Origin of the sequence: Paraglaciecola sp. MB-3u-78 (assembly GCF_002835935.1) — a bacterium.
GTDB lineage: Bacteria > Pseudomonadota > Gammaproteobacteria > Enterobacterales > Alteromonadaceae > Paraglaciecola.
On sequence record NZ_PJCF01000006.1, the window covers coordinates 627,298 to 644,851 of the forward strand.

14 protein-coding genes and 2 pseudogenes are annotated in these 17,554 nt (G+C 39.8%); 14 read left to right on the top strand and 2 right to left on the bottom strand.

The features are described from left to right. The first annotated feature begins 15 nt into the window (after positions 1 to 15). The 5 genes from CXF95_RS17270 (at position 16) to brnA (ending at position 6,013) form a co-directional block, all read left to right on the top strand. Positions 16 to 2,076, top strand: a complete 2,061-nt coding sequence (locus tag CXF95_RS17270; protein WP_101199825.1) for a hydantoinase/oxoprolinase family protein — start codon at positions 16 to 18, stop codon at positions 2,074 to 2,076. Positions 2,077 to 2,088: 12 nt separating this feature from the next. Then, the gene (locus tag CXF95_RS17275; RefSeq protein WP_101199826.1) at positions 2,089 to 3,960 is read left to right on the top strand and encodes a hydantoinase B/oxoprolinase family protein; all 1,872 of its coding nucleotides are present in this window, start codon (positions 2,089 to 2,091) and stop codon (positions 3,958 to 3,960) included. 12 nt (positions 3,961 to 3,972) lie between these two features. Then, a complete protein-coding gene (locus CXF95_RS17280; protein ID WP_101199827.1) occupies positions 3,973 to 4,587 on the top strand; it encodes an isochorismatase family protein in 615 nt (204 codons plus the stop codon). Positions 4,588 to 4,817: 230 nt separating this feature from the next. Beyond that, positions 4,818 to 5,132 (top strand): DUF3718 domain-containing protein, encoded by a 315-nt coding sequence (locus tag CXF95_RS17285; RefSeq protein WP_198556614.1) that lies wholly within the window; start codon positions 4,818 to 4,820, stop codon positions 5,130 to 5,132. A gap of 626 nt (positions 5,133 to 5,758) precedes the next feature. After that, on the top strand, positions 5,759 to 6,013 hold the full coding sequence (gene brnA / locus CXF95_RS17290) for a type II toxin-antitoxin system BrnA family antitoxin (protein WP_101199828.1): 255 nt from the start codon (positions 5,759 to 5,761) through the stop codon (positions 6,011 to 6,013). 181 nt (positions 6,014 to 6,194) lie between these two features. Here brnA and CXF95_RS29635 read toward each other — a convergent pair whose 3' ends face one another. Both CXF95_RS29635 and CXF95_RS17295 read right to left on the bottom strand, forming a co-directional pair. Further along, positions 6,195 to 6,335 (bottom strand): transposase, encoded by a 141-nt coding sequence (locus CXF95_RS29635; protein WP_369809327.1) that lies wholly within the window; start codon positions 6,333 to 6,335, stop codon positions 6,195 to 6,197. Between the two features lie 64 nt (positions 6,336 to 6,399). Then, positions 6,400 to 6,606, bottom strand: a pseudogene (locus CXF95_RS17295) (integrase core domain-containing protein); the annotation flags it as partial. A gap of 1,287 nt (positions 6,607 to 7,893) precedes the next feature. Here CXF95_RS17295 and CXF95_RS31525 point away from each other — a divergent pair. From CXF95_RS31525 to CXF95_RS17340, 9 genes and pseudogenes are all read left to right on the top strand, one after another. After that, a pseudogene (locus tag CXF95_RS31525) lies at positions 7,894 to 8,184 on the top strand (methyl-accepting chemotaxis protein); the annotation flags it as partial. A 334-nt stretch (positions 8,185 to 8,518) separates the two neighbouring features. Beyond that, positions 8,519 to 8,884 (top strand): response regulator, encoded by a 366-nt coding sequence (locus CXF95_RS17305; protein WP_101199830.1) that lies wholly within the window; start codon positions 8,519 to 8,521, stop codon positions 8,882 to 8,884. A 59-nt stretch (positions 8,885 to 8,943) separates the two neighbouring features. Continuing rightward, positions 8,944 to 9,261: a lipid asymmetry maintenance protein MlaB gene (locus CXF95_RS17310; RefSeq protein ID WP_101199831.1), complete on the top strand. Its 318-nt coding sequence runs from the start codon at positions 8,944 to 8,946 to the stop codon at positions 9,259 to 9,261. Next, positions 9,258 to 11,468 carry a chemotaxis protein CheA gene (locus CXF95_RS17315; RefSeq protein WP_101199832.1) on the top strand — a complete coding sequence of 737 codons (2,211 nt, stop codon included), beginning with the start codon at positions 9,258 to 9,260 and terminating at the stop codon, positions 11,466 to 11,468. Before CXF95_RS17310 ends, CXF95_RS17315 begins: the two co-directional genes overlap by 4 nt. Positions 11,469 to 11,498: 30 nt before the next feature. Beyond that, a complete protein-coding gene (locus CXF95_RS17320) occupies positions 11,499 to 12,008 on the top strand; it encodes a chemotaxis protein CheW (RefSeq protein ID WP_101199833.1) in 510 nt (169 codons plus the stop codon). 268 nt (positions 12,009 to 12,276) lie between these two features. Next, on the top strand, positions 12,277 to 14,235 hold the full coding sequence (locus tag CXF95_RS17325) for a methyl-accepting chemotaxis protein (protein WP_101199834.1): 1,959 nt from the start codon (positions 12,277 to 12,279) through the stop codon (positions 14,233 to 14,235). 20 nt (positions 14,236 to 14,255) lie between these two features. After that, positions 14,256 to 14,756: a chemotaxis protein CheW gene (locus tag CXF95_RS17330; protein ID WP_101199835.1), complete on the top strand. Its 501-nt coding sequence runs from the start codon at positions 14,256 to 14,258 to the stop codon at positions 14,754 to 14,756. A 296-nt stretch (positions 14,757 to 15,052) separates the two neighbouring features. After that, positions 15,053 to 15,859: a protein-glutamate O-methyltransferase CheR gene (locus CXF95_RS17335; protein ID WP_101199836.1), complete on the top strand. Its 807-nt coding sequence runs from the start codon at positions 15,053 to 15,055 to the stop codon at positions 15,857 to 15,859. A gap of 568 nt (positions 15,860 to 16,427) precedes the next feature. Beyond that, entirely contained in the window at positions 16,428 to 17,501 is a 1,074-nt protein-coding gene (locus CXF95_RS17340; protein WP_101199837.1) for a chemotaxis response regulator protein-glutamate methylesterase, read from the top strand. The last annotated feature ends 53 nt before the right edge of the window (positions 17,502 to 17,554 follow it).

Below are 17,554 nucleotides of genomic sequence, written 5' to 3' on the forward strand. Positions count from 1 at the left end.
ATATTGGAGTAAAATATGAGTTATAGATTAGGTGTTGATGTGGGTGGAACGTTCACTGACTTGTTACTTATTAACGAAGTGAATGGGCAAACTCATACGGCTAAAGTGCCATCCACTCCCGAGGATTCTTCTATCGGGGTGTTAAATGGCATCGATAGAATTTGCCGAGAGTCTGGTATAGACCCGAAGAAAATTAGTCGTGTGATGCACGGTACCACAGTGGCCACCAATGCAGTCTTAACAGGAAAAGGCGCAAAAGTAGGTCTAGTGACGACTAAAGGTTACAAGCAGGTTTTACAAGTTGCTCGCTCATTCTGCCCAGGTGGACTAGGTGGTTGGGTGAGTTTTGTGAAAAAACCCTTATTGGCCCCGCTCGAATTAACGATTGAAGCCGATGAAAGAATGGGCGCAAATGGTGAGACAGTGGATACCTTAGACGAAGCCGCACTTCGCGCTTCGTTAACCACCTTAAAAAACACCGGTCAAGTTGAAGCACTGACTATTTGTTTTATTAATGCCTACTTAAATGGTGCTCACGAACAGAGGGCTAAAGAAGTCGCTGCAGAAATATTTACGGATATTCCTATTTCAATATCCAGTGATTTAGTCCCTGAAATGCAGGAATACGAACGTACAGAAACCACTGTTGTGAATAGTTATGTACGCCCAGAAGTAGCAAGATATGTAGAAAATTTAAATCGTTCTTTAATAACCACTATGGGTGAAGACTTACATCTTTCTATCTTGCGATCAGATGGAGGGCTAGCATCAGCTAGAGCATCAGCTGAAAGTCCGGTTAATCTATTAATGTCTGGCCCTGCGGGCGGTGTGTCGGGTGCCATGCATTTTTGTAAAAAAGCCGGATTCAACGACATTTTGACTTTTGATATGGGCGGTACATCCACAGATGTCGCCTTGATCCAAAACGCCAAAGCTCGGGTCAGACGTGAAACCAGAGTCGGTGATGTCACAGTTCGCGCTCCATCGGTTGATGTACGCACAGTGGGTGCTGGTGGCGGCTCATTAGCCTTTGTACCTGAACTTACCAAAGCGTTACGTGTTGGACCTGAATCAGCCGGCGCTAAGCCCGGACCTGCAGCCTATATGAAAGGCGGCACTGAACCTACAGTGTGTGATGCAAATGTTGTATTAGGTTATTTGCCGTCCAATGTGCAACTTGGTGGCGCAATGGCGATAGATAAAGATGCGGCAGTGGCGGCAGTCAAGAAAGTTGCTGATGCTATGGATTTAACAATAGAAGAAGCCGCGGAAGGTATTGTTAAGATTGCCAACGAAGCCATGTTTGGTGCGTTACGCTTGGTATCTGTGGAGCAAGGATTTGATCCAAGAGATTTTGCTCTGGTTGGTTTTGGTGGCGCGGGTCCATTACATGCCAATGCACTGGGAATTTTGACTCAAGCTTGGCCTACTATTATTCCTCCGGGTCCTGGGGTGTTATGTGCTTACGGTGATGCGACAACTGTGGTGCGTGATGAAGCATCAAAAACCTTTGTTAAACTACTTAAAGATGCCTCTGCAGTAGAACTAGAAACAGTATTAGATGAGTTAAAACATAAAGCCAGTGCCACCTTGATCACTGATGGTATTGCGTTATGCGATCAAAAAGTGACTTATCAGGCAGACTTGCGATATACCGGCCAAGCGTTTCAATTATCCATTGAATTTACGTTAGCTGAATTACAAGCTCAGGGTGTAGAGGTACTTAAATCTCAGTTCGACAAAGAACATACACAGCTCTTTACGTTTGCCTTAGAAGAAGGCCATGAGATTGTTATGGTGCGCGCTATTGCTACCGCCAGTAGCGGTGAGTTACCCACCATGCCACAAGGCAGTGCGGTTAACACGCTAGATGAATGTAAGTTGGCAGATAGTCAGATTTATTTCGAAGGACAATATCACCCTACACCTATTTATGATCGAAATAAGATGCAAACTGATTTGCAGATCCCGGGACCAGCCATTGTGAGTGAAATGGACTCAACCACCGTTATTTTACCTGGTTATCACACTAAGGTTGATGCAGTCGGTAATCTTCTTATTAATCCAGCGAAGTAATTGGAGATGACAATGAATAACAAAATTTTACAAACCAATACGTCACCTTTGAAAAGAGTCGAGGTGGACACAGTTACGGTAGACATTATCGAAAACGCCCTGAGTAATGCACGCGAAGAAATGGATGCGGTATTGTTTAGAACCGCCATGAGCCCGGGCATTCGAGAACAAGGTGATTGTTTTCCGATGATTGCCAATAAAGACGGAAAAATGGTTGTGGGTCAGTTTGGCTCATTTATTCATGGGTTTTTAGAAGCATACACCGGGCAGTTAGAAGAAGGGGACGTCATATTAACGAACGATCCTTATATGACTAATGCCGCTGTATCCCATCTACCAGATTGGATTGTGCTTGTGCCTATTTTTAAAGAAAGCCGGCATATCGCGTGGTCTGCCATGTTTGGTCATATGTCAGATAATGGCGGTATGGTGCCTGGCTCTATTCCTATTAAAGCAGAAAGTATCTTTCAGGAAGGGATCCGTATTCCTCCCACAAAACTGTATAAAAAGGGTGTATTGCAAAGCGATCTTTTAGACCTGATTTTGCACAATGTGCGCACCCCACAATGGAATAGATTTGATTTGAATGCCTTAGTGGCGGCTTGTAATACCGCGGCTAAAAGGTGTGTCGAAATCTCCGAGCGATTTGGGGATGATATGTTTTATTCCACCATGGAGATCATGCTCGAGCGTAACCATGTGGCAATGGAAGCCATTATTAATATGCTGGTACCAGAAGAACCACGTACCTTTGTAGACTATGTCTGTGATGATGGCGTTGGCATGGGTCCTTATAAAATACAGTGTAAAATGTGGCGAGAAGGTAATCGCGCGATATTTGATTTTGAAGGTACCGATCCTCAAGCCAATAGCTCGATTAACTTTTACCTAAATGAAGACATGTTTAAGATGTTTTTTGGGTCATTTACTATCAATCTTGTGGATCCTCAAATTGTGTTCAACGATGGTTTTTATGACCTAGTCGATGTGCACATACCCGCAGGTAGTTTGCTCAAACCCAATTTCCCCGCTGCGCTGTCAGGACGGACCCATGCATTAGGTCGTATTTTTGATGTAATGGGAGGATTGTTAGGACAAGGTGCCCCAGAAGCCATGAATGCGGCGGGATTTTCTGATTCACCTCACTTGTTTTATTCAGGTTACGATGACAAAGGCGAGTGGTTCCAATTGTTCCAAATTGGGTTTGGTGGCATACCGGGTCGCCCAGTTGGTGATGGACCGGATGGGCACTCTTTGTGGCCAGGATTTACTAATGTTCCCAACGAATTTATCGAAGCCTACTTCCCATTAAGGGTAGAAAAATACGAGACCATTACTGACTCTGGTGGCGCGGGTAAGCATCGTGGTGGTAATGGATTATCGGTAGCTTATCGTTTTCTTAACGATGGCAATATCGCCATTCATGATGAAAGATGGTTGACTTACCCTTGGGGAGTAAACGGTGGCACACCAGGACAAAGGTCTACTAAAATACTAAAACGTGCAGATGGTACACAGCAGATTTTACCAGCTAAATGTGATGGTGTTGCAGTGAAAACAGGTGACCTATTGTACTTCAATACATGGGGCGGCGGCGGTTGGGGTGACCCATTCTTGCGTGATTGCAATAGTGTACTTGACGACGTAAATCGTGGTTTAGTGTCTATTGAGGGAGCAAAACGTTATGGCGTGGTGATAGTTGATGGTGTGGTTGATGCACGACAAACCACCACATTACGTGCGGCCTTAACTGAGAAACGCGGTGAAACACAGTTATTTGATTTTGGTGGCACTATTGAAGAAATCAAAGCTAGATGCCTTGAAGAAACGGGGTTGCCTGCACCACAAACGCCTAGTTTTTTGAAGTCTCGAGCCCTGAAGTGAGATAAGTAGACTATGTCAAATACACCACAGGATCGTGATTTAGCCGTTGGCACATTAAGTCTGGGCTTATGCCCAGCACTTATTGTGGTTGATTTGTCTAATGGCTTTAGCGATCCAGCTAGCTCACTTGGGGGAGATTTTGACAGTCAAATTTCACAGATAAACGGGTTGTTAGAGGCTTTCAGAGCTAAAAAACTGCCCGTTTATTATACTTCTGTGGTATATCACGATGAGACCACTGCCAGTGTGTTTCGTCAACGTTTACCTGATTTAAATATCCTACAAGCGTCTAGTGAGTGGGTAAAAATCAACAGTAAAATCAATAAAAAACCCGATGAACTGATCATTGAAAAACAATGGCCAAGCGCCTTTTTTAATACGGAGTTAGTAACACAGTTAGAAAAAAATGCAGTGGACTCAATCGTGGTTGTGGGTTTAACCACGAGTGGTTGCGTTCGAGCAACTGTGGTGGATGGCCTACAACATAACTACCCAGTTTTTGTGGTGCCTGAAGCATGTGGCGATAGGAATGTAAGTGCCCATCACGCCAGTCTGCATGATATGCATGCTAAATATGCTGTGGTGATCCCCGCTAAAGACTTATGTGCTCAGATTTTATCTCTGTGACTGCGACAGCAATATTGAGACTAGTTACCTCAGATAGGTAAATGTAACAAAATTAAACAGAATACGACGAAAAGTAGAGGATAAGCGCTCGATTATCGCTGTATTTAACTGTTTGAACGCTTCGTCGCGTTTCACCGTGATTAACCTGTTTCGTCCCGTCAATATCAATATTTGTCCCTACTCTATGGGTGTACTTAAAATTAATCAAAACAAACATAGAGAGACTTATCATGAAAAAAGTAATTATTAGCACCATCATCACTGCAGGTATTCTTTTAGCGGGCAGCGCGCAAGCAAACTATATTGACCCAGTCACTGAAAGCAAATTAGTCAAAGTATGTGAAGCCATAAAAAGTGATAGACTAATTAAAGTGAATGTTGCGGTAAAAAATAGCGGCGTAAGTATTAAACAAATTGCTAACGGTTTAGTGTGCAATGGTCTTGACCCAGTCAGTTTTGCTTTGGCCAACGATGCCCAAAAAACGGCTAAATTCATGGCTAAAAGAAGCAATGTTAATGGCCAAGAGTTTTTGGCTAAGTTATAGGCTGCCAACATTCCGTTAGATAAAGAGTGTGAGCTAAGCATGGTAGTCATATCATCTTTGCTCAAAGACTTTCCACAGTAACCCAATCAGTTGACTTTGTTTCACAGCGAATACAAGCGAGTATTGACATTCTCACTAATGTTCATTATTTTTCGCTGAGATAAAGTCCTTTGTAACAAACCATCATCTCCTTAATAGAGTCGTGTTAACTCCTAATTTACGTTTGGACATTAGGGGCATGATGATACATAAAATGATGTTAAACATGGGGTTAAGAGTTTTTCAAAAGGCGCCTCCCTTGTATTATTTGATAAATACTACTTCTTAAAGAGACTTGAAAATTAGTGATGTTAGATAGTTTCAAACATGTAAGACGGTTGAATGAAAATCAAGACTTTTCACTATTGCTAATTATTTAATATCATATATTGAATTCATATTTACACTCTAGTATAAGTACGTAATATAACCTTGAAGAAAGAAAGGGTATTGATAATTAACCTTAAAATAAAAGTGCTAAGTATTGTTACCTTCACTTTACTGATTTTACTCTGGGTTAACAACCTGTAAGGTAAAGTTAGAGTTATACGGGTAATATAGTTGACAGCAAAAGAGGAATATAAAGAATGGAAGAATCAAAATCCAAGAATGAATCTAATGCTGATGATGTACAAGAATCATCAAAAGTTATGCGTAACACGCAGAAACAAAAACGCGTGATTGTTGACTTTCCTGGATGGATGTTGGAATCTCTTGACAGGGAAGCTAATCGAGTTGGCGTTACTAGGCAATCTATTATAAAACTTTGGTTGGCTGAAAGGTTGGCGGGTGAAACTAGTGATTTCATAGAAAAAAGACGGGGGAAAAAAGTTAATGGTTAGCCTTAGATATCCCGAGGATGTACTAGGTTTTGTGTAACTGACGTTAGTTAAATCTGTACATCAAACCTAGACATAAATTCAATCATAAATGGTATCATTCCCTGTTGGCAGCTTATGAGCAGCATGGCCAGTTCTTTTTGCATCTATGAAAACAGCATAAAGCATCTTCTTGGCTGAATAATCAACTGGACCACCTTACGTTTTTCAATGCCTTTCGAATATTATCGTTGATCGACACTAACGCATTGGTGGTGTAAATCATTTTGCGTACGTCATCAGGGTAATTGAATAGGGTGTTGAAGTTGTCCCAATGAGCCATGATTTGCGGATATTGAAAATCCTATTTGTCCCATCTTAGAATAAATTAACAATATTTAAGCCAGCGATTATCGCAGGCTTTTTATTATTTGCACTTTGTTAGGTGTTTTCATATCTAAACTCAAATGTGGCCGCATCTCGTTGTAGATGTTTATCAATTCGCTTACCAATATTCTTAGCTCATCCAGTGTATGGCTTTGATAAAGTAAGAATTCTTGTTTAAGTATCCCGTTTATTCGTACAGCAAGTGAGTTTTGATACTAATCATAGCCATCTATTCACGCCAATACATGATCCATTCTTTGATAGGACTGGGTTCTCTCGCCTAATGTCCATTGTCGATACCGATGGATAAACCGATTACCGAGATATACCGGACAATCGGCAAGCAATAGCTAAGCTTATTTCGCCTTTTTCTACTAGCTCAGCAACACTTAATTTAAGCCTAATGTGTCATCTCGTTGTTAGCGTCTAGCGCTTTTTTTGACCTTTGATGCAATTAGCGAAAGGCTTGTCGTTTAAATTCATCGGATATATTTATTCATAATATTTTCACCTTGCTTTGGTCACTAAGTAAAAGTGACTACAAATTTAGGGGGAAGATCAGTATTTGTCACCAATAAGCCCAAGTCTTTATTAAAACAATAAAATAGCTTATCCCTCTGGGATTGGGCAGTTCCTTTATTCTGAGGGAGTTAGATACAGTAACCCAGCTCTTATAGGCGCTTAAAAGATAAAGGAGGATTAAACAGAAGGATGAATACAGGTGCTTTTTTAGCCATGTAATTGGTTAAATAACACCTATTAAGGCATGAGTTTCAGAGTATTTTAAATCACTTAGTATCTACAGCGATATCTTTATGATAGGGTACTTTCGATATTTAAGTGTGTTTATATGTCACTTACATATCACATATGTGGTACTTTTATAGCACTGCAGGTTGCATTTATGATCAGTTGCTTACCGAATATGTAGTATCGTTGTTTAGCGTACAAAAGCCAGATAAGGTAGAAATATGCAAAAAAGAAGTGGTTTGAGTGCTGTGCTACCTTCAGGGATAGTAAGTTTAATAGCTCTAACAATAGTGGCCTTTAGTGACTCTTTAATTGTCTTGGCAGTTGCCTTTTGTTTGGTAATGGCTGAATTTTATTTGGGTTATCTGAAGAAAAATATGCTCGCTGTAACCAGTGAAAATAATGAAGCGCTCAGACTAGTTATATCTGAATTAGAAAATGACCTGCAAACACTGAAAGTTTCAATTAAATCATTTGAGTCTATGGGTAAAGATTGTTTGCCAATTTTGTCTCACCAAATAGGCAATTGTATTGACATATCTACCCATGAAATGAATGAGCTCGCTGAACGATTTGTGGGTATGGTTAATGATTTAAATAATATCGTGAATAAACGCGATGATGTTGACGCACTATCCTCTTCGCAAATACAAGACCGATTAGATACTGTTTCCCAAACATTAACTCATCTACTCGACGTGAGAGTTAAATCCCAAGAGCAGATTTTCGAACTTTCTAGTTTTACTGAAAGTTTGGAAAACATGGCCCGAGATGTAGGCGGCATAGCCTCTCAAACCAATCTTTTATCGCTAAACGCTGCTATTGAAGCTGCTAGAGCGGGTGAAAGTGGGCGTGGGTTTGCTGTGGTTGCTGATGAAGTGCGCAGCCTAGCCAACCGTTCAGGTCAAATAGCCGCTAATATCATTACTACTGTGAGCGATGTTAATGCTCAGTTTAATCAGATAAGAGATAGCTTTAGTATTGATAGTGATAACGGAAATAAACTGACTATGACTGCCAATGAAAATATTAAAACCGTTATTGCGCAATATAATGAGACCAAAGCGGCCCGTGATAATCATGCTAAAAACCTAGAAGAATTATCTTCAGGTGTTCGCAAGAAAATAGAAGACACGTTGGTGTCCCTTCAGTTTCAAGATCGCGTTTCACAAATTTTGGGTCATGTAAAAGGTAATCTATCACAGTTATCTGATGATATCCCAAATCACGAAAATCTTAATATTCAAAATTTTTTAGAGCAAATGTCGGCTAATTATACCACCACAAGTGAACGTGAATTTCATCGTAAATTTTCACATGAAGTCGCCTATGACATTGATGAAGAAACGTCTAACGATAGCGAAGTTGTATTTTTTTAGAGGATAAATAAACATGTCAAAAACCATACTGATTGTCGATGATTCAGCTTCTGTACGAAGCGTTGTCGGAATTGCATTACGAGGAGCCGGTTATGATGTTATCGAGGCCTGTGATGGTCAAAACGCTTTAGATAAGCTAACGGGAAACAAGGTTCATCTCATCGTAAGTGATGTCAATATGCCTATTATGGACGGTATTACCTTCGTCAAAGAGGTTAAAAAGCGACCAGAGTATAAATTCACACCCATATGCATGTTAACCACTGAAGCCGGCCAAACAATGATGCAAGAAGGTAAAGCCGCTGGTGCAAAAGCGTGGATTGTCAAACCTTTTCAGCCACCTAAATTATTAGATGTTGTATCGAAATTAATCTCATGAAAAATCCATTAAATATGACACGCTTTATTAATTTAATAAAAAGATAAATAGGAAAACAGATGACGCTTAAAATAAGTCAAGACAGCAATGTTGAAGGGTTATGTAAGTTGACTATTGAAGACGATATGACCATTTATTCGATTAATGAGATTAAAAGCGCCATAAGTCACGAGATTGAACTCTATCAAAAATTTGAGCTTGATTTGAGGGGAGTTGAAGAAATTGATACCGCGGGTATTCAATTGATATTAGCGTTAAGGCGTGAGCTTATTTCAAAAAGTAAGGAGCTCAAGATTTCTGCAGCGAGTGGCGTGGTCACTAAATTATTCAAAAGTTATAGTATTAATAGTCTTTTTGATCTGGGAGATAACGTATGACCGATGAAGGATTACAAGTATTCTCAGATGAGGCAGAAGATTTATTACTGGTTGCTGAGAAAGCCTTACTGGGCTTAGATGATTTAAGTAATAAAGAGGAAACAGCAGAAGGGGTTAATGATTTATTTAGGACCTTTCATACTATTAAAGGTGCTGCAGGGCTCTTTGCATTAAACAGTGTTGTTGAATTTACGCATGTGGTTGAAAGTGTATTGGGTGATATTAGAGAGGGGACCCTTCCCCTTGATAAAGACTTGGTTTCGCTATTCTTGTTAAGTCGGGACCATTTGGAAGTGCTAGTTGACAGTGCCTTAAATGGCGTTGTTGAGATCAGTGGAGCAATAAAAACAACAGATGACGCACTTATTGAGCGTTTAAATTATTATTTGGGCCTTAATTCTGTTTTAGATAAGTCGACAACTCCCACCATCGAAAACGCTGAGCAAAGCGACAACGATGGGGTCGAAAATCAAAACTGGCATATATCATTGCGCTATGGAATTCATGCTTTAAGTAATGGAATGGACCCCATCTCATTTATCTCATACCTCAATAAAATAGGCGAAATTAAAAGTATCATTATCATGGGTGATGCTATCCCCGTATGGTCTGAATTTGAGGCTGAGAACTGTTACTTGGGTTTTGAGATAGCATTATACGCACCCAACAGCAATAAGGCTGAAATAGAGGACGTATTTGAATTTGTACAAGATGATTGCAAAATCCGGATCCTTCCACCTCATAGCTATATAGAAAGCTATATACAATTGATTGAGCAACTGCCAGAAAAAGATTTACGTCTTGGGGATATTTTACTGGCCTGTGGTGCGTTGACAAAATTAGAAATAGACGGTGTTTTAAATATTCAAGATGTGATGATCGATGACGTCACTGTGAGTGGTGAAGACATTGCAAAATCTCGATTAGGGGACATTGCCGTTGAACAAAAAGTGGTGGACCAAACCATCATTGATGCTGCAATAAATAAGCAGACTACAAACAAACTTAATCGTAATAACGAACAACAAACCATTCGAGTTAACGCAGGTAAACTTGAAAATTTAGTGAACTTAGTGGGCGAATTGGTGATTGGTACGGCGAATGCCGAAATAAGTGCCATACGACTTGCTGATCCTAAGATGAATGAGGCAATGGAAAACTTATTACGCTTAGTTGAAGAAGTACGAGATACGGCATTGGGATTACGCATGATGCCCATTGGTGAAACTTTTTCCCGCTTTAATCGTGTTGTCCGTGAAGTCAGTCGCGACCTTGGCAAAGAGATTGACCTGTGTATTACCGGTGAAGATACCGAATTAGATAAAACCCTGATAGAAAAAATTGGCGACCCATTAATGCATTTAGTTAGAAATGCCATTGACCATGGTATTGAATTACCTGAAGAGCGAATAGCTTTGGGTAAGCCAGCTAAGGGTGTCGTGAATTTAGATGCGTTTCATGAATCGGGCAGTATTGTCATCCGGATAAAAGATGATGGACGAGGTCTGCAAAAAGAGAAATTACTCAGTAAAGCGCTTCAAAATGGGTTAATTCAAGAAGGACAGCAATTAACCGATCAGGAAATATATCAACTTATTTTTACGGCTGGTTTTTCTACCGCAGATCAGGTGAGTAATCTATCAGGTCGTGGCGTCGGTATGGATGTGGTCCGCACAAATATTGAATCACTGCGAGGTACGATTGAAATAACCAGTGAACAGGGGATAGGCAGCAGTATCACCATTCGGTTACCACTCACTCTGGCAATAATCGATGGTTTTCAAATACGTGTAGGAGACGGAAAATATATTGTGCCATTAGACATCATAGAGGAATGTCTTGAATTAGATAAATCTTTAGATGGTGAAAGCAAAGGGGCAAATTATTTGAATTTGCGCGGTGAAATTCTGCCCTTTATGTATTTAAGTGACTTATTTGGTGAGAAGAGAAATGTATCCGAGGGGCATAGGGACGATATTATTGTCGTCAAATGTGGGGGTAAAAAAGCCGGTTTTGTTGTGGATGAATTATTAGGCGAACATCAAACGGTTATTAAGCCGCTGGGTGAGATATTTAAAAATCTGAAAGGCATCAGTGGTGCAACCATTTTAGGTAGCGGTGAAGTGGCTATGGTAATAGACACACCGGCGATGATCAATCTAGTGATTAACGCTGGAAATGATCAATCTGTTACTTCTAAGCTGTGACTTAAATGAAAAAAATAGGCGGATAGATAGATGCAAGAACAAGTACAGAGCATCGAAGAGACTGAAGGTTTATCACAGACTGAACAGTATTTAACGTTCCAGATGATTGATAAATCATATGGTCTTGAAATTCTTAATATTAAGGAAATTATTGAATATGCAGAGGTAACAGAAGTACCTATGACCCCTGATTTTATTTTAGGGGTCATCAATCTTCGGGGCAGGGTGGTTCCTGTTATCGACCTGGGACTTCTTTTTGCAGGACAACCGGTAATTCTAACAAGGCGCACCAGTATTATTATTCTTGAAGTGAAAAACAGTGATTTGCAACTCGAGATTGGCATTGCAGTAGATGTAGTAAATGAGGTGATAGACATTAATGATAATGATATTGAACCCAGCCCTTCGTTAGGCGATAAAATCAATACAGCATTTATCAGTGGGATGGCAAAAGTGGATAAAGAATTCTTAATTTTACTGAATGTTGAAAAAGTGATGTCAGTAGATGAATTTACCATCATTAGCTCTATTCAAGCTTAGATAAATGGTAGGACTCATATAAGAATATGTGAAAAGGTACATAGCAGCAAACGTCTTTAATTGTGTTGAACAATACTTCTTTAATGAATGATGTTTTAACCGACGGGTTGGTTCTATTTTAGGTTAAATCAAGAATAATCAAACTATTAGGAAGTAAGTTATGAATATACGACCACGAATATCCGTAAAAACATCAAGTGTGTGTTTAGCTTTCTACGCAACGCAATACTCAAAAACTTTTTCTAAAAATATTAAGAGAGCTTAAGTCATGTTAAAAAATTTAAATTTAAAAACCTTGTTAATAGCAGGTTTTGGGTTGGTAATATTATTACTGTTAGTGGTATCGACAAGTGCGTTACTAGGAATAGGTAGTTCAGGTACCGGTTTTAGCGACTACCGTGGATTAGCGAATGATTCTAACCTAGCAAGGAACCTGCAAACCAATATGATAGGCACTCGTATGCAGGTAAAAGATTTTATTATCAGTAAAAGTGACAAGGATATACGTCAATTCCAAGAATACGGAGATGCGACCACAGCATTAGTTGATAGAGCAAAAAAAGCTCTGCTAGATCCTAAAAGATCACAACTCATCAGAACGATTGAATCAGAGCTTGATGCTTATAAAAAAGATTTTGATAACGTTGTCAAATTAAACGAGGAAAGAGAAGACGAGGTTAACAATCGATTATATGTTCAGGCCATCAAAACACGTGAAATAATGGGTTCTATTATTGAAAGATCCTACAGTGAGAAAGAGATCACCTCGACTTTCCTTTCTAATGAAGCACAAAAGCGGCTGCTATTAGGCCGTCTGTATGTTGTCAAGTATCTCCAAAGTAGCGACGACAAGGATTATAATCGCGCTATGTTAGAACTCTCAACCAAACTTCCTAAAGATGTGATTGCGTTGGAAGTGGCCCTTTCAAATGAAAAAAGTAGCGATGAGTTAAGAAAGTTCAGTGACGAACTGGATCTTTATATTAATTCCTTTAAGGCTACTTATGCCTTAATACAAGAAAGCGACGAGATTATTCAAGTTATGTTGGATGAGCGGGGTCCACTGATCGCTAAAAATACAGATGCGGTAAAAGAATCTCTTAAAGACAGTCAAGCGCTTCTTGGTGCAGACGTTCAAGGCAATAATCAAACTACAGAAAGTATCGTAACCTGGGTGTCATTAGTGGCAGTGCTTTTGGGCATAGCGACGGTAATCATTATTATCCGAGATGTGTTACACAAAGTAGGCGGAGAGCCTAATGTCGTATCCGATATAGCACGAAATATTGCATTAGGTAAACTGGATGTTGAACTTGATATGGATGAGACAAAAACCACGGGTATTTTGGCTCAAATCATTACCATGCGGAATAAATTAACCGAGGTGGTTGAGCAGATATTATCTAATTCACAACAAATATCATCCGCCGCTACTCAGGTGAGTAATACCGCGTCATCGCTAAGTGGAGCCGCTAGTGAGCAAGCCGCAAGTGTTGAAGAAACGAGTGCCTCAATAGAGCAAATGGGCGCATCTATTGCACAAAATAATGAAAATGCACGAAACACGGATACTATTGCTACTGTGTCAGCAGATGCCGCCAAACAAGGTGGCGATGCTGTTAGCGACACTGTTGTAGCCATGAAACAAATAGCCGATAAAATTACGATCATAGAAGATATCGCCTATCAAACCAATATGCTGGCCCTGAATGCTGCCATTGAAGGCGCTCGAGCGGGTGAGCATGGTAAAGGATTTGCTGTAGTGGCTGCCGAGGTAAGAAAGCTGGCTGAGCGCAGTCAGATAGCCGCTTCTGAAATTAGTAGTCTAACCAAAGACAGTGTGTCCATTGCGGAAACTGCTGGTACATTACTTGAAAAAATGGTGCCGGATATTATTCAAACGGCAGGATTGGTTCAAGAAATAAGTGCTGCATCAGAAGAGCAATCAGCGGGTGTATCTCAAATTAATAAAGCGATGCAGCAGCTCGACGTAGTGACACAGCAAAATGCGTCAGGCTCAGAAGAACTAGCGGCAACAGCTGAAGAAATGCAGGCCCAGTCTAAAAACTTGACCAGTGCAGTCTCATTTTTTAGTATGAAAAACTCTGACTCATCTAACTCTGGACAATATAAGCATTCACCCGACAATAACGCCTCATTTGATAAGTATGATAATTCAGGGGTTGATAATAAAGCGGTTGATAAATCAAAATTTGAACGTTTTTAACAGAGGCTTGTGGTTCAGTTATGGAAAAAAATATATCTCAGCCAACACCCTTGAAATCGGGTGCGGGCAACAATAGCCGGAAATTTTTAACCTTTGTGTTAAACAATGAGATTTATGGGATAGACATTCTTTCAATTAAAGAAATAACCGATTTTAGTAATATTACTCGAGTACCTATGGTGCCGGGTTATATTGCGGGGATGGTTAATCTTCGTGGCAATGTTGTACCTGTGATTGATTTGGCGCAGCGCTTCTCGGAACAACCTTCCGAGCGAACTAGGCGAAGCAGTATTGTTATCGTTGATATAAAGAGTAATGAAAAAAGTATGGTCCTTGGTATTATTGTTGATGAGGTCAGTGAGGTGATTGATGTTTCTTTATTGGAAATTGTGCCTGCACCTGAATTTGGTACCAAGATCCGTGCTGACTTTATTCATGGAATGGGAAAAGTAGACCAACGGCTATTAGTGTTACTGAATATTGAAAATATTCTAGCGATAGATGAGCTTTCTTCATTTTAAGATGCGAGTCGATTGATTTATGCCACAGGACACTTTGATTAAAATACGTGTCCTGTGCAAATATTCTTTGCTAGTTAGCATTATGAGGGGCGACGGTACCTGTCTTGTCGCTTTTTTGGGGATACAATAAACAATATAGCTCAACAGTGTAAATCATTCGTTATCATTGATTTTAATTTTAAGGTTAATCACATCCACACCATCTTAATTAAGTCACAAGTGTGATGTTGAATGGTAGTTCTACCCTTCAGCATCACACTTATATCGAAAGTATTTAGGTGATCATAAAGGTTCATATGTTTCAGGAAAGAATATCAGATGCAGAATTCAATCGATTTAAAGATTTTATCTATGATCGTGCAGGAATTAGGCTAAGCGATGAAAAAAAAACCTTAGTGACTTCTCGTTTAAGTAAACGGTTACGGCATTATTCTATGACTAGTTTTGGCACTTATTTTGATTTAATGACTGAGTTAGGGCGCGAGAAGGAGCAGCAAATAGTTATTGATCTGTTAACCACGAATGAAACCTTTTTTTTTAGGGAGCCCAAACATTTCGAATTCTTAGCCAATGACATTATTCCTACCTTAAACAGAAATAAAAGGTTTAGGGTGTGGAGTGCAGCCTCATCAACAGGCAAAGAAGCCTATAGTGTAGCGATGTTGTTAGATGATAAATTAAATAATAATCTCTGGGAAATATTGGGTTCTGATATTAACCACACGGTTCTTCAAGAAGCAGCGCTTGGCCTTTACCAACAGGACAGGATTGATGGTATACCAGCGGATTATTTAAAAAAGTATTGTTTTAAAGGTAAGGATGAATTCGAAGGCAAATTACTAATAGATAAAGGCTTAATCGACAGAGTTAAATTCATCTATGTTAATTTAACGTTACCCTTGGATGAGTTTGGGACTTTCCAGCTAATATTACTCCGTAATGTGTTGATATATTTTGATAACGAAACTAAAAGCCAAATTATAAAAAAGGTAGTCCTTAAATTGGAATCTGGAGGCTTCTTATTTATTGGTCATGCTGAGTCTTTAAAGGGATTCACCCATGGGTTAATTCGAATATCATCATCTATTTATAAAAAGCCATAATCTTAACTTGAGGTAACCCAAAAAGTATTTTGATGACATCTTAGTTGGTTTTCAATTTTGCCAACCGTATAAATGTTCACGGATGGTGTAAAGTTTAAGGAATGCAAGGACGTGGTTGTAGAGGATCCAATCAAACGACAAACTCATTTAAACGTAGACAGAAAATGATGTGAGCCCTTTAACAGAGGTGCTTGTATCGATTCATAACCATTAAGCTCTCGCGGCCTCGCAGCGACGGTAATCTAAGGCGACACGGCATTCAACTGCGTTAGAGTGTCGCCGCTTAAATAGCTTACAGAAATGGATGTCAATTTATCACGTGCCCGGAGGGCAAGATCAGTGCACCAGTTAAATCTCAAATGCATGACATTATTTAACTGAACTAGAGTATGTTGTTCACCATCTGAATTGATCAACCACTCCTAATGTACAAGTAAACTTAATAGCCTCATATTTCATGGATAATAATGATGAGGCGAGCGTTAATAAAAATGAATGGTCAAACTTGTTGACCATTTCGCTAACTGAATATAAAAGTTTTTAGTTTAATAATGATAAGAGAGTATAAATGAGCATACGCGTCTTTATTATTGACGATTCAGCTGTTGTCAGGAAAGTACTGACTGATATCTTGACTGCGGCAGCAGGTATTGAAGTGATTGGTAGTGCACAAGACCCAATATTTGCCCTAGCACATATGGAGAAAAATTGGCCGGATGTCATCACCCTCGATATCGAAATGCCTAGGATGGATGGCATTACCTTTTTAAAAAAAATAATGGTAGAGCGACCAACACCGATAGTAATGTGCTCTACCTTGACTGAAAAGGGCTCAAAAGCCTCACTTGATGCCCTTCGTTTTGGTGCTATTGATGTTGTAGCTAAACCTAAATCGGATGTTAAAACATCACTGCCTGAATCTTCACGAGATTTGGTCAATGCTATTAAGGTAGCAGCAAAAGCAAATATGGCCGTTTTAAAGCCAATGCCCATTGCTCGTATCAGTCCAAATAGAAACAAGTTTACTGCTGATGCTATGTTAGACAAAGGGCATAAACTTGGATTAAAAAAAGCCGGTCCATTAATTGCTATCGGGGCATCTACCGGAGGTACGCAAGCGATAGCCGCTGTCTTAGCGGCATTGCCTAGTAATACTTTACCCATTCTTATCGTGCAACATATGCCAGCCCATTTTACCCAAGCTTTTGCAAAAAGATTAAATGAAGTGAGTAGGCTCGAAGTTAAAGAAGCCCAAGACAATGATGCATTATTACCTGGTCTGGTGTTGGTTGCACCAGGAGGCAAACATATGATGCTCCAAGTTACACAATTTGGAGCATCAGTAAAAATAAAAGATGGTCCACCTGTCAACCGTCATAAGCCTTCTGTTGACGTACTGTTTCGTTCAGTTGCCAAATACGCAGGAGCCAACGCATTAGGTATTATCTTGACAGGCATGGGTGATGATGGGGCAGTGGGCATTAAAGAAATGCATGAAGTGGGCGCTAAGACTATAGCTCAAAATGAAGAAACTTGTGTTGTTTATGGCATGCCTGCTGTAGCAGTAAAATTAGGTGGGGTAGACCATGTCCTTGCACTAAGCAAAATCCCACAAATGATTGTTCAGCATAGGAGAGTGTAAACGATTCTGGGTAGGTGACTGCTTTACACTTTACCCGTAAATCGCTCTTCAAA